This window comes from Paenibacillus polygoni, from assembly GCF_030263935.1.
Classification (GTDB): domain Bacteria; phylum Bacillota; class Bacilli; order Paenibacillales; family Paenibacillaceae; genus Paenibacillus; species Paenibacillus polygoni.
Genome location: NZ_CP127162.1, coordinates 92501 through 106597 on the forward strand (window position 1 = coordinate 92501; position 14097 = coordinate 106597).

The window sequence follows — 14097 nt, forward strand, 5'->3', positions numbered from 1 at the left end:
CGGGCTTAGTGATCCGGTGGTACCGCATGGAAGGGCCATCGCTCAACGGATAAAAGCTACCCTGGGGATAACAGGCTTATCTCCCCCAAGAGTCCACATCGACGGGGAGGTTTGGCACCTCGATGTCGGCTCATCGCATCCTGGGGCTGAAGTAGGTCCCAAGGGTTGGGCTGTTCGCCCATTAAAGCGGTACGCGAGCTGGGTTCAGAACGTCGTGAGACAGTTCGGTCCCTATCTGTCGTGGGCGTAGGAAATTTGAGAGGAGCTGTCCTTAGTACGAGAGGACCGGGATGGACATACCGCTGGTGTACCAGTTGTTCCGCCAGGAGCATCGCTGGGTAGCTATGTATGGAAGGGATAAGCGCTGAAAGCATCTAAGCGCGAAGCCCACCTCAAGATGAGATTTCCCAATGAGTAAGACCCCTTGAAGACGACGAGGTAGATAGGCTGGGGGTGGAAGTGCAGCAATGCATGGAGCTGACCAGTACTAATCGGTCGAGGGCTTATCCTACAAGCTTTCTGAAGGAAAGCTACTTCGGAAGCATAAGCTAATAAATCGCAAAGATTGTTTCGTATCTAGTTTTCAGGGAGCAATTCCTTGAATATCGCATTTGTAAAAATGCTCGTTTGGTGGCGATAGCGGAGGGGTTCCACACGTACCCATCCCGAACACGACCGTTAAGCCCTCCAGCGCCGATGGTACTTGGACCGCAGGGTCCTGGGAGAGTAGGACGTCGCCAAGCAAATAGAAAACCGTTGTTGACATTATGTCAGCAACGGTTTTTTTGTAATATGCCCTTTCTAGCAAGTGGAATGGCTCCAGCGAAACTTTGTCAATATGAGCAGTGCAGGAAGCATGGTATTCAATATCAATAACTTCACTCTATATTTATCATCGCAGTATCGACGGCTTGGCTCGTTCAGAGAACGGTGCTACCGAACTTGCCACGGGACTAGCATACTTGGTAATGAGTACTCAGTTAATGCTATGTAGATTAATACAGGTCAGTTAGCAGAAGATTTATTAGCTTGCGTCGGGAGAAGGATGCGTCTTAGGGATAGAAATGCTTCAGTCCGATGTATTAGGAGGAATTATTATTAGACTGGTTACAGCCATGCTGCACAATAAGCTACAACAGACAGCACATGGCTGCAGGATCGACATTGCAGGTAAGCTCTACAAAACGCTAATAACCAATTTATCGATCGTATTAGACGACACCGTATTTGGCCTCTATCTGTATATAATTTAGCTAGGGAACGAATTACTATATAGTAGTTTACTGCCGCAAAATAAAAAAACAAAATAAGTAGGCATTCTCACTATATAAATGAGATTAATACACGGTTAGTTTATAAAGGATAGTAGAGGAGAGAAAAGAAAAGTACAAAACAAAGCAAAGCAATTCATTTTCAAAATGATATGCATTAGTTTTGGTTTTACATTTTGTCGTTTATAGCTAAAATGTATGGAATAACCCAGAATGTCCATCAGGGACATACAGTTGTTTTTGTACAGCAATACACTCTTTCACAGCAGGTTACTTTTCCTTGACAGTGCAAATGGGCCTTTGCTAAGATTGCAATAATATATTTTCAGAAAATGTTCATTAGATCCATAAATGCTTTCATTTAGAGATCTACAGTCTATATATATTAAAAGGAGGAACATCGTAGTGTGGGGAGATAAGTTTAGTAAAGAAGGTTTAACATTTGATGATGTTTTGTTAGTACCGCGTAAGTCTGAGGTACTTCCCAAGGAAGTTGATGTTTCGGTTCGTTTAAGTGATAACGTGAAGCTTAATATTCCACTGATCAGTGCTGCGATGGATACTGTTACAGAAGCACCTTTGGCGATTGCAATTGCGAGAGAAGGCGGCATTGGTATCATTCATAAAAATATGCCGGTTGAACAGCAAGCGGAAGAAGTTGATCGTGTAAAACGTTCCGAGAGCGGCGTAATTACGAATCCTTTCTCTTTAACTAAAGATCATTTAGTATCTGATGCAGAGAATGTAATGGCAAAATATCGTATCTCTGGGGTGCCTATCGTTGATGAAGCACAGAAATTGGTCGGGATTCTAACCAACCGTGATTTACGTTTTATTAAAAACTATGACATTAAGATCTCCGAAGTGATGACAAGTGAGAATCTGGTGACAGCACCAGTAGGTACTACGCTTGTACAAGCTCAAGAGATTTTGCAAAAACATAAAATTGAGAAGCTTCCTCTTGTTGATGAATCAAATACTTTAAAAGGTCTAATCACCATTAAAGATATCGAAAAAGCAATTCAGTTCCCGAATGCTGCTAAAGACAGCCAAGGAAGATTGGTTGTTGGTGCTGCTGTTGGTGTATCCAGTGACTTGTACGAGCGTACAGAAGCATTGGTAAAAGCAGGTGTGGATCTGATCTCGATCGATTCCGCACATGGTCATAGTAAAAACATTCTTGATTCGGTTCGTAAACTTCGCGAACTATATCCAAGTCTTACAATTATTGCGGGTAACGTAGCAACGGGTGAAGCAACTCGTGATCTGATTGAAGCAGGGGCATCCGTTATTAAAGTAGGTATTGGACCTGGATCTATCTGTACAACTCGTGTTGTTGCTGGTATTGGTGTACCTCAAGTAACCGCAGTTTATGATTGTGCAAATGTAGCTCGTGAATACAATATTCCTGTCATTGCTGATGGCGGTATCAAGTATTCCGGTGAAATTACAAAAGCAATCGCAGCAGGAGCTCATGCAGTAATGCTGGGAAGTCTGCTTGCTGGTACAGAGGAAAGCCCAGGCGAGTTTGAAATTTATCAAGGTCGCCGCTTTAAAGGATATCGCGGTATGGGATCCATTAGCGCAATGAAGATGGGTAGTAAAGACCGTTACTTCCAAGATGATGATAAAAAACTTGTTCCTGAAGGTATCGAAGGACGTGTTGCTTATAAAGGTCCACTTAGTGCAACAATTCATCAGCTGATTGGTGGTCTTCGCTCTGGTATGGGATATTGCGGTACAGCAACGATCGACGAACTTCGTAACGATACTCAGTTCATTCGTATTACGAGTGCAGGACTTCGTGAAAGTCACCCACATGATGTTCAGATTACAAAAGAAGCACCAAACTATACATTGTAAGACAATTATTTTTCGTCATATAGCAGGCAGGCAAGGTGAAATTCACTTTGCCTGTCTTTTTTTGCGGAATATCGTGTGTTAAAATGAAACAGGACTTGTATAAGTATACAAGCAAGCATACGAACCTTATGAAAAACATGACAAGATGATCTCTATTTGATGTAATAGAGACATTACATATAAATCAGTTATTCTCTGATTCAATGGGTTCTTCTTTTGGTCCTTGTTAACCATTTCGATTATGCTCCACATTTACAAATGAACAGATTGCTATTATTGCCTATAGCGGCACTATGAAAGATTAGAGGAGGATTTATTCCATTGAAAAAGAAGTACAGTCATTCTTTGATTCGTTCTGAACAAAACGAGAGATCAAAGTTTAAGAAACGCGTTGCTACATTAATGGTTATGAATATGCTTTGTATGTCGGTGATTCCTGCAGCAGTGTCTGCTGAACAAGTAACTCAGGTAGCGGCGGCTGCCACTACAAGTGATACGACTAAAACAGCTGTTTCTAAAGTACCTTCGCCTGATACTCTAGGACTTGCAGTAAAGTCAGCAGTACTGATGGAAGCATCAACAGGTCAAATTCTATTATCAGTCAACGCAGATCAAGCTTATGCGCCAGCAAGTATGACAAAGATGATGACAGAATATATTGTTTCTGAAAAAGTGAAACAAGGCGAGATATCTTGGGATGACACCGTGACAGTTAAGAAGAATGCATCCTTAAGTGTGGGCTCCCGTATTTTCCTAGCTGAAGGGGATCAACATTCCGTTAAAGAGCTGTATATTGCTATGGCTATTGGCTCTGCAAATGATGCAACCGTTGCTCTTGCAGAATATGTGGCAGGTTCTGAGGAAGAGTTCGTAAAACTGATGAACGCAGAAGCTAAACGTATGGGGATGAACGATACACACTTTATTAACTCAACGGGTCTAAACCGTGAAGATATGCCGGCTGGTTTCCAGCCAGAAGATGACCGCGAAACCGTAATGACAGCGAAAGATGTCGCTACTTTGACTAGATATATTGTTCAGGATCATCCTGACTTTTCTGAATTTACCTCTCTTCAGTCCTATGATTTCCGAGGGAAAGATAAAATTATTAACTGGAACTGGATGCTTGAAGCAAACAAAAACATTACAAACTTTAAACAGTATGCGTATGAAGGTCTTGACGGTATGAAGACAGGACATACGAAAGCTGCAGGTTATTGCTTTGCAGGGACTGCGGAGCGTGATGGAATGCGTCTGATCAGTGTAGTAATGGGCGCTTCAACAGAGCCAGGCCGTTTCAACGAAACAAAAAAAGTACTGGACTACGGTTACAATAACTTTGAAGTGAAGCAAGTAGTTGCAGGTAAGACAACGGTAACTGGTGCAGAAACGGCACCTGTATCTAAAGGTAAAGAAGCAACTGTTCCGGTTGTAACGGAAGAAGCGGTTAATTTTATCGTTCCAAAAGGCACAGAATCTTTTGAACCTGAATTCACAACTAATTTTGAAGGTGAAGCGCTTGAAGCACCAATCGAAGCAGGTACTAAAGCCGGCACGATCACATACACCTACAAGGTAGAAGGTATGGATGAAGTGCAGGAACAAACCGTGAACCTTGTTACTTCCGAGAAAGTTGAAAAGGCAGGATGGTTCCGTCTTATGTTCCGAGGAATTGGTGATTTCTTTGGTGACATGTTTGATAGCATTAAAAACCTGTTTTAATTAAAAACAGCATTTATTTTCTTTCTGTAGCACACCTTTCTATAATTCTGTATTTAGTAAAATAGTTGTATAATCAGGATTCATACGGTAAAATATCAAGTTAGAATTCAAATTGGAAACTTTTGATAGGTACGAGTCTTTTTCTATAGGATATTACCTTTTAAAAGGGCATTGAATTGGAAAAACTGCAGATATAATACGGGGGGCTTAAACATGGAAACGGGCACATCACGCGTTAAAAGAGGAATGGCAGAAATGCAAAAAGGCGGCGTCATCATGGACGTTATGAATGCAGAACAGGCTAAAATTGCTGAAGCAGCAGGGGCCACAGCAGTTATGGCTCTTGAACGTGTACCATCTGATATTCGTGCAGCTGGCGGCGTAGCTCGTATGGCTGATCCAACGATTGTAGAAGAAGTGATGAAAGTCGTATCAATCCCAGTTATGGCGAAGGCTCGTATCGGTCATTTTGTTGAAGCGAAAGTGCTCGAATCCTTAGGTGTTGACTACCTTGATGAAAGTGAAGTATTAACTCCAGCAGATGAAGTTTTCCATATTGATAAACATGAATTTACTGTACCGTTTGTGTGCGGAGCCAAAGATTTAGGTGAAGCACTTCGCCGGATCGGTGAAGGTGCTTCGATGATTCGTACCAAAGGTGAACCAGGAACAGGTAACATTGTTGAAGCGGTACGACATATGCGTTTCATTAACAGCCAAATCCGTAAAGTTCAGAATATGTCCAAGGACGAGCTGTATGCTGAAGCTAAAAATTTGGGTGTGGCTTATGATCTTTTGCTTGATGTACATGAGAACGGGAAACTTCCTGTTGTAAACTTTGCAGCAGGTGGTGTTGCTACTCCAGCTGATGCTGCTCTGATGATGCATCTTGGTGCAGATGGTGTATTTGTAGGTTCTGGTATCTTTAAATCAGACAACCCTGAGAAATTTGCTCGTGCTATCGTAGAAGCTACGACTCATTACACAGATTATAAGCTGATTGCGGAAGTCTCTAAGAACTTGGGTGCGCCGATGAAAGGGATTGAAATTTCTTCATTGTCCCCTGCAGAGCGCATGTCGAATCGTGGTTGGTAAGAGAGAAGGATGTCTAGAGTGAAAATCGGAGTATTAGCGCTACAAGGTGCTGTTGCTGAACATATTCGCACTACGGAGCTTGCCGGAGCAGAAGGCATAGCTGTAAAGAGAGTAGAGCAACTTCATGAGCTGGATGGTTTAATTATTCCAGGCGGGGAGAGCACTACGATTGGCAAGCTGATGCGTAAGTATGGTTTTATCGAGGCAATTAGGCAGTTCTCTGAAGAGGGGAAGCCGATCTTTGGTACTTGTGCCGGTCTTATCGTTATGGCCAAGCAAATATCTGGGCAAGATGATGCTCATCTTAGCTTAATGAACATAACCGTTTCTCGTAACGCATTTGGACGCCAGCGTGAGAGCTTTGAAACAGATTTAGAAGTAGTAGGCATTGATGAACCTGTGCGTGCAGTGTTCATCCGTGCTCCGCTTATCGAGTCTGTTGGTGAGGGTGTCGAAGTTCTTTCCACCTATCATGATGAGATTGTAACCGCTCGTGAAGGTCATCTATTAGTTTCTTCTTTTCATCCAGAGCTTACGGATGACTACCGGTTGCATCAATATTTCGTAAATATGGTGGAAAGCAGCTTGAAATCCTTGAGATAAGATAACAATATAACGATCTTGACTCTCGTGATATTTGAAGACTTTCCCTTATGCTGGCCTGTAAAGCTCGTATAAGGGTGGAGTCTTTTCTCTGGTCGCAGGTCAAGATTATTTTTTTTAGGAGGGAAATTTGCGTGTTAGATATTAAAATATTGCGTAATGATTTTGGCAGAGTAGAGGAGGCCCTCAAGCGCCGTGGTAAATCCGTTGATTTAATTGCTGATTTTCCAAAGCTTGATGTACGCCGCCGTGAACTTCTTCAAGAAGTAGAAACATTAAAGAATCGGAGAAATACGGTATCTGGTGAAGTTGCCAAACGCAAGAAAAATAAAGAAGATGCGGATGAATTAATCGCTGAAATGCGCCAAGTGTCAGATAATATCAAGCAAATGGATGAGGAAATCCGTGAACTTGAAGCGCAAATTAATGAACTGACGATGGCTATTCCTAATATTCCTCATGAGAGTGTACCCGTAGGGGCATCTGAGGATGATAATGTAGAGATCCGCCGCTGGGCTGAACCACGTGAATTTACGTTTAAACCGAAAGCACACTGGGATATAGCGCAAGATCTGGGTATTCTTGATTTTGAAGCAGCAGCTAAGGTTACAGGATCGAGATTTACATTTTATAAAGGGCTTGGAGCACGTCTTGAACGGGCGTTGATCAGCTTTATGATGGATTTGCATAGTGATCATCACGGGTATGAAGAAATTCTTCCTCCGATGATTGTTAACAAAGACAGCCTTTACGGAACAGGTCAGCTTCCCAAGTTTGAAGAAGATCTCTTCAAAATTAAAGACACAGAGTATTACCTGATTCCTACTGCCGAGGTTCCTGTGACGAACTATCACCGCGAAGAAATTATTGATGCTGAGCAGTTACCACAGAAATTTGTAGCATACAGCTCTTGTTTCCGTTCTGAAGCAGGGTCAGCAGGCCGTGATACCCGTGGTCTGATTCGTCAGCATCAATTTAATAAAGTGGAGATGCTGAAATTTGCGTTGCCAGAACACTCTTATGACGAACTTGAATCGATGACTAAAAATGCAGAACGCGTTCTAGAGCTTCTAGAGCTTCCATATCGAGTTATGGCACTCTGCACTGCAGACATGGGCTTTACATCAGCCAAGACGTATGACCTGGAAGTGTGGCTGCCTGAGAGCGGGATGTACCGTGAAATATCTTCATGCTCAAATTGTGAAGATTTCCAAGCAAGACGTGCCAATATTCGTTTCCGCCGTGAAGCGAAAGCCAAACCTGAATATTTGCATACACTCAATGGTTCAGGACTTGCTGTAGGAAGAACTTTTGCTGCTATTCTTGAGAATTACCAACAAGAAGATGGCAGTGTGAAGATTCCGAAAGTGCTCGTTCCTTACATGGGCGGCGTGGAAGTTATTTCCCCAAAATAATTTTCGAATAAAAGTTGCATATGGGGACAATCTATGATAAAATAATTTTTGTTGAGCGTTAAGTAAGTTGCTAAAACGTTAATAAAATTATTTTATCCTGGAGAGGTACCGAAGCGGTCATAACGGGGCGGTCTTGAAAACCGTTAGGGTGCAAGCCCACATGGGTTCGAATCCCATCCTCTCCGCCATAACACATAAATGACAAGCCATTTTCCTTATTTAAGGAGAATGGCTTTTTTGGTTATCCAAAAAGATAGGTGCGAGAAGACAAGAATGAACAGTATTGAACAGTGCATAAAAAAGCGGTGAAAATCACACGTTAAAAGGTGTGGAGGTGTTACTAATGAGTGAAATTTTTAATATTGATCAAACCCAGCTTGTTCATGCTTGGAATGAGAGTTTGCCGAATGTGCTGAATAAAGGTGACCAAGCACAGGTAAAACCTGATGAAGCAGATCAACACACCCTTCGCATTCATATCGATACCGCAGGGCACCAGATGTACTCTTTTGATTTCAAATGCGCATATGTAGATAACCGTGAAGTCAAAGTCGATTTGATGGATGTAGAGAAAGACGGACGGCATGTTGATGAACGTACGGATACCATTCAGCAGCTTACGCATGATTATATGCGTCATATCCACGAGTGTGCACAAGCAGTGCAGTATTTAACAAACCCTTAAGGAGAGGATCTAATGAGTAAGCCAAAAGCGATTCCTGTACCGGAAGCACAGCCAGCTGGTGTGAGACATAAAAAGGATCATTCCTCTGGCCCAGAGCCCCTTTCGGGGTCCAAGAAGGTCAAGAACCGTAACCACGTAGATCATAATAATCCACAAGGCTGATTCTTTTATATCTTCATCATTACGAAGGGTTCTCCTCAAAGAGGGGGACCCTTTCTCTGTATACAACTCATTTTTATAAATCTTATGAACCAAATATCTCCAAAAGTGTTTATCTTATCTGAGAAATGAGATATCATTCTAAAGGTGTTTATGAAAAGGATGAATGACGAGAGGGGAGCAATCATGAACAAGAGTTACACAAGAGTCTTGTTAACAATGATGCTGGCGGCAATCGTCGTACTAGCAGGTTGTGGAGCTAAACAAGAACCTAAGGAAGCAGTGAGAGATGCTGCAGCTAAAGCAACGGAGATGACTTCGTTTGCACTTACAAGTAAAGTAGTGATTAATAACTTTTCCATGAGTCAGTCTGATGAACTTCCTGAAATGGAAATGGTCCTAGCCATGCTGAAAGATGCAGAGCTAAGTGTAGACGGGGTGTTCCAGAATGACCCAATGCAAAGCGAGTTCACTATTGGTATTCATCTGAAAGGTGATATGGAGTTTGCATACAACATTCCTGTTGTGATGACGGCAGATAAGATGTACATTAAAGTGCCGAATATCCCTATGCTTGGTATTCCAGAAACACTAGTGAATAAATACATTGAGATAGATATGAAGAAACTGGCTGAAGAAGAGGGAGTAGAGTGGAGTCCAGCAACTATGGATTTAACCAAATCTCAGCAGTTCTCTAATGAAGTGACAGACGCGGTATTATCCGAATATGATCAGGACACCTATTTTAAGAGTATTGAAAAAGAAGAGTTCTCTGTTCCTGAGGATGTTGATGCTAAACAGCTTGTTCAGTTCCAAGTAACAAATGATAATGCCAAAGAAGCGATTACCATTCTATTGAACAAGGTTATGCCTAAAGTAATTGATATTATGAGTAAAGCGGAATATAAAGAAATGCTTCAAATCACGGACGAACAAATAGCTGAAATGAAAGAAGAACTAAACAGTACAGACGAGAGCCAAATAGCTGCCGATCTTGAAGAGCTGAAAAACCACTTAACCATTAATACGTTTACTATGAATACTGCCATCAATAAAGAGGGAATTCCAGCTTACCAAGAAGGAAATGTTGATGTTATCATTAATGATCCCGACACAAGTGAGACAGTGAATCTAGACATGACGATCACTCAACACTATAAAGACATTAATAAAACGCAAAAATTTGAAATTGGCATCCCTGCGGGGGACGATGTCGTAACGATGGAACAATTTCAGGAATTATTAAGCGAAGCGTACAGTTACTAAGTAAAGAAGAAGAAAGGTCAAGTGAAGGATCTAGATCCCTCGCTTGACCTTTTTTGCGGAGAATAACAGTACAGTTATCCGGCTCTAAATGAACCTCCAAACATGGGAAAAGTCGAGTCGTTTGCTGTCACTTTATGATCCTTCTTTAGCACTATGTTTATGTCTTAGACGTCTAAAGAAGGAAGTGAGTAAGGAAGCGCAGGTTTCCTGCAGAACTCCGCTTGTAACTTCCGTTTGATGATTAAATCTAGATTCTTGCAACAAATTCATAAGCGTTCCAGCGCAGCCTGCTTTCGGATCGGTTGTCCCAAATATGACGTGAGGAACTCTAGATTGGACGATAGCCCCAGCACACATAGGACAAGGTTCAAGTGTTACATATAATTTGCAGCCAAGCAGGCGCCAAGCTTGCAAATGAGCACTTGCTTCTTTGATTGCTAAAATCTCAGCATGAGCCGTTGCATCATAATTAACTTCGCGGAGGTTATGACCTCTTCCGATAATTTGATTATCTTTGACGATGATCGCACCGATAGGCACTTCGCCAAGTGCTTCTGCTTTTAACGCTTCTTTAATTGCCTCATTCATCCAATACTCATCTGTATATAAGGAATCATCCTCAGTATGAATTTTTGGTTGGTCCTGTTTCATAAACGTAGTACATCCCTTCTGACGAGCATTTATCCAACGAACAAATATTCGGGTTGTTAACATGTTGTGCATAAGTTTGTGGATAACCTACTAGTTTTACACAGACTTATACACATATTATCCAAAGGCTTGTGGATTTGTTAACAACTTTGTGTATTACTTCTTTATTTTATTCAATACTTGTCGATATATCAATTTCATAACTACGTATGCAGTCATTCCTTTTCAAATAACTTGTAAGAAGGTATGATGTTCTTATACATAAATCCCTAGAAAGTCGTACATATAGTCACTTTTCGCCAGGATACGAGCCAAGAGGTGAGCTGGAGATTGTCCATTAAAATTAAATTGTCTTTGGTGATGTCGTTCTCGTTATTAATTTTACTTGGACTCAACATCGCGCTCAGTTATTACACGACCCAGGAAAATTTGCTGCAAGATAGTGAAAAACGAATTGAATCTGCAGCAAAGCAAATTGCACTGGCCATGGAGCAGAATCAAGACAATGCAGATGTCGTTAAGAAGCAGGTAGCTAAAAATTTATGGCTTTCTGCGAAGTATGCAGCTAAAAGTTTGGACCCGGATATTAATAAGATAACAAATGAGCAGTTAGAAGAACTAAGTGAAGAGATAGGGGTATCTGCTATTTCTCTAATGATTCAGACAGAAGATGATATTGTTGTTACCAAATCCTCAGATCCTAATGAACTTGGGTTATCAACAAGAAAAATGACATTTTGGTATATTGCATTTAACCAGCTTTTTAAAGAGTATCAAGTGACAATCCCCCAAGGGATAAAATATGACCATTATTGGTCAAATGGATTTGAATATGCTACATCGGACCCCGGGAATGTAAACATTTGGGGCTATTATCATGACGGGAAAAGAAATTATATAATCAATCCATTCATGAATTCAGATGAGATTGAGGACTATGTTCTTTTTTTCAACCCCGAAGGGAATATTAAAAAGTTTCAAGATGTGAATCCATCGATTCTTTCCATTGCTGGAATTAATCCTGCTACGTTCGGACAACCAACGATGGAGGAAGATGGAACAGATGAACTCTACCCTAAATTTATCAATAAACCTATATTCTTTGGGGAATATCGATATGGAGAAGTTGAAAGGGATAAAAAAGCAGTTAATAAAGCGATTGAAACCGGAAATAATGTGTCATATACCTCTTTAGTGGATGGAAAAAAAGTATTGAAAAATATGATTCCCATTACTAACTCTGTAGGACAGAAATATGTGATTAGTATTGTGACCGACTATCATGAAATTGAAAGTGTAATGTCAGAACAGTTAACTAGTCATATTGCGGTATCTCTTGTACTGATGGAAATCGTTATTTTTGGAAGTTATTTATTTGCTTCTGCTTATACAAAACCGATACAGACTATCCTTTCTAAAGTGAATGAAGTAGGAGACGGTCATTTTAATTATGATCTCAAACTAAAGCGCAACGATGAATTGGGACAATTATCGAACGGGATCAATGCAATGATTCGGAATCTCGGACATTATACGAGCAGACTAAAGCAGATGTATGAAGAAAATCGAGCGGTAAAGGAACATTTGGAGTCTGTTATCAATCAGACAGCGGATGCTATTCATATTACCGATGAAAAAGGAAATATTATTCAGGTCAATCGTGCTTTTGAACAATTATATGGCTGGTTAAGTAAAGAAGTCATTGGTCAGCCCCTTAGTAATATTCCTGAAGAATTAATGGAAGAAGAACAGGAGCAACGGAGGAAACTAAGCAGCGGGCTAACCATCCCCTCAAATGAATCATATCGATATGCGAAAGACGGCAGCCGCATCGAGGTTAGTGTCAGTACGGCGCCAATCAGAGATGATGAGGGGAAGATAACGGGCTATATTAGTATATCAAGAGATATAACGGGCCGTAAGCGAATGGAAGAGCTCTTACGTCGCTCTGAGAAGCTTACAACCGTAGGTCAGCTTGCTGCTGGTGTTGCGCATGAAATTAGAAACCCGCTTACGACATTGAGAGGCTTTATACAACTTCAGCAGCAGACTCAGAAAATGAATCCTCGTCATATTGATTTGATGTTATCTGAACTGGATCGAATTAATTTAATTGTCGGAGAGTTTCTTATTTTAGCTAAGCCGCAGGCTACCAATTTTACTCCTAAGGATATCCGTTTTATTATGGGTGATGTGATCTCTCTTTTAGACAGCCAAGCACATATGCTTGGTATTGAGATCTTCCTGGATGCAGAGGTTCCTACCATTGTTCACTGCGGAGAGAACCAGCTGAAACAAGTATTTATTAACCTTCTAAAAAATGCGATGGAAGCGATGGCGGAAGGTGGAACAATAAAAATCAGAATTAGAGTGAACGCTGGACAGAATGCTGAGATTATAATTCAAGATGAAGGCGAGGGCGTCCCTGAAGAGTTACTGCCTAAGCTGGGCGAACCTTTCTTTACAAGTAAAGAATCGGGAACGGGTCTTGGACTAATGGTAAGTCAGCGTATCATTCAAGCCCACAAAGGAACAATGGAAATTGATAGTATCCAAGGCCAAGGAACTACAGTTACCATTCTGATGCCAGCTTTGAATCACAGTAAGTTTAAATAAATAGTGAATCAATAAAATATATGAAAATAAGGTGTGTGATCCGATTGCGGATAAATAAATTTATAAGTGAAACCGGATATTGCTCTCGCCGGGAAGCGGATAAGCTTGTAGACAGTGGGAGAGTAACGATTAACGGAATAGTTGCAGTCTTAGGAAGCCAAGCGGAAGAGGGCGATGAGGTACTGGTAGACGGCAAACCTTTGAAGGAAAAGAAGAATACAGTCTATATCGCCCTTAACAAGCCGGTTGGAATTACAAGTACTACCGAACAGCATATCGAAGGAAATATCGTCGATTTTGTGGGTCATAAGGAAAGAATATTCCCTATTGGCAGACTAGATAAAGACTCTGAAGGATTAATCCTGCTAACGAATGACGGAGATATAGTAAACAAGATATTACGATCCGAAGGCAGACATGAGAAAGAATACATTGTGACCGTAAATCGGCCGATAACCGAATCGTTCATAAGAGGAATGTCTACTGGTGTGAAAATTCTCGGGGAGAAAACTCTTCCTTGTACGGTTACACGGATCTCAGAACGTACTTTCCGAATCATACTGACAGAAGGAAAGAATCGCCAAATTCGGCGGATGTGCAGTGCTTTTGGCTATGAAGTGCAGCATCTACAAAGAATTCGAATCATGAATATTCAGCTGGGTTCTCTGAAAAAAGGTTCTTGGCGTGATTTAACACCAGACGAAAAGACAGAGCTTGGCCGTATGCTTAACTATCGTCTGCTTTAATTCTA

Annotated in this window: 11 protein-coding genes, 1 tRNA gene and 2 rRNA genes (1 of these 14 running past the window's edge); 13 read left to right on the plus strand and 1 reads right to left on the minus strand. The window is 41.2% G+C overall.

Features of this window, described 5'->3' with window-relative positions:
- The 11 genes from QPK24_RS00405 to QPK24_RS00455 form a co-directional block, all read left to right on the plus strand.
- Positions 1–511, plus strand: a 23S ribosomal RNA gene (locus tag QPK24_RS00405); it begins 2418 nt to the left of the window's first position.
- Between the two features lie 115 nt (positions 512–626).
- Positions 627–743 (plus strand): 5S ribosomal RNA (gene rrf, locus QPK24_RS00410).
- 933 nt (positions 744–1676) lie between these two features.
- Positions 1677–3134 (plus strand): IMP dehydrogenase, encoded by a 1458-nt coding sequence (gene guaB, locus QPK24_RS00415; protein WP_285745324.1) that lies wholly within the window; start codon positions 1677–1679, stop codon positions 3132–3134.
- A 402-nt stretch (positions 3135–3536) separates the two neighbouring features.
- Entirely contained in the window at positions 3537–4856 is a 1320-nt protein-coding gene (locus QPK24_RS00420) for a D-alanyl-D-alanine carboxypeptidase family protein (RefSeq protein WP_285748984.1), read from the plus strand.
- A gap of 213 nt (positions 4857–5069) precedes the next feature.
- Positions 5070–5951 carry a pyridoxal 5'-phosphate synthase lyase subunit PdxS gene (gene pdxS, locus QPK24_RS00425; RefSeq protein WP_285745325.1) on the plus strand — a complete coding sequence of 294 codons (882 nt, stop codon included), beginning with the start codon at positions 5070–5072 and terminating at the stop codon, positions 5949–5951.
- Between the two features lie 18 nt (positions 5952–5969).
- On the plus strand, positions 5970–6554 hold the full coding sequence (gene pdxT / locus QPK24_RS00430) for a pyridoxal 5'-phosphate synthase glutaminase subunit PdxT (protein ID WP_285748986.1): 585 nt from the start codon (positions 5970–5972) through the stop codon (positions 6552–6554).
- Between the two features lie 134 nt (positions 6555–6688).
- Complete coding sequence (gene serS / locus QPK24_RS00435; protein WP_213535753.1) at positions 6689–7969, plus strand: serine--tRNA ligase; 1281 nt, start codon at positions 6689–6691, stop codon at positions 7967–7969.
- A 99-nt stretch (positions 7970–8068) separates the two neighbouring features.
- Positions 8069–8157, plus strand: a tRNA-Ser gene (locus QPK24_RS00440).
- A 155-nt stretch (positions 8158–8312) separates the two neighbouring features.
- On the plus strand, positions 8313–8654 hold the full coding sequence (locus QPK24_RS00445; RefSeq protein WP_213535755.1) for a hypothetical protein: 342 nt from the start codon (positions 8313–8315) through the stop codon (positions 8652–8654).
- Between the two features lie 12 nt (positions 8655–8666).
- Positions 8667–8816: a small acid-soluble spore protein P gene (locus tag QPK24_RS00450; RefSeq protein WP_213535757.1), complete on the plus strand. Its 150-nt coding sequence runs from the start codon at positions 8667–8669 to the stop codon at positions 8814–8816.
- 183 nt (positions 8817–8999) lie between these two features.
- Complete coding sequence (locus QPK24_RS00455; protein WP_285745326.1) at positions 9000–10079, plus strand: hypothetical protein; 1080 nt, start codon at positions 9000–9002, stop codon at positions 10077–10079.
- Between the two features lie 132 nt (positions 10080–10211).
- Here the strand turns inward: QPK24_RS00455 and tadA are convergent, their stop codons facing one another.
- On the minus strand, positions 10212–10730 hold the full coding sequence (gene tadA / locus QPK24_RS00460) for a tRNA adenosine(34) deaminase TadA (protein ID WP_285745327.1): 519 nt from the start codon (positions 10728–10730) through the stop codon (positions 10212–10214).
- 330 nt (positions 10731–11060) lie between these two features.
- Here tadA and QPK24_RS00465 point away from each other — a divergent pair, with 330 nt between their 5' ends.
- Together QPK24_RS00465 and rluF are read left to right on the plus strand one after the other, a co-directional pair.
- Positions 11061–13346 (plus strand): ATP-binding protein, encoded by a 2286-nt coding sequence (locus tag QPK24_RS00465; protein WP_285745329.1) that lies wholly within the window; start codon positions 11061–11063, stop codon positions 13344–13346.
- 44 nt (positions 13347–13390) lie between these two features.
- The gene (gene rluF / locus QPK24_RS00470) at positions 13391–14092 is read left to right on the plus strand and encodes a 23S rRNA pseudouridine(2604) synthase RluF (protein ID WP_285745331.1); all 702 of its coding nucleotides are present in this window, start codon (positions 13391–13393) and stop codon (positions 14090–14092) included.
- The last annotated feature ends 5 nt before the right edge of the window (positions 14093–14097 follow it).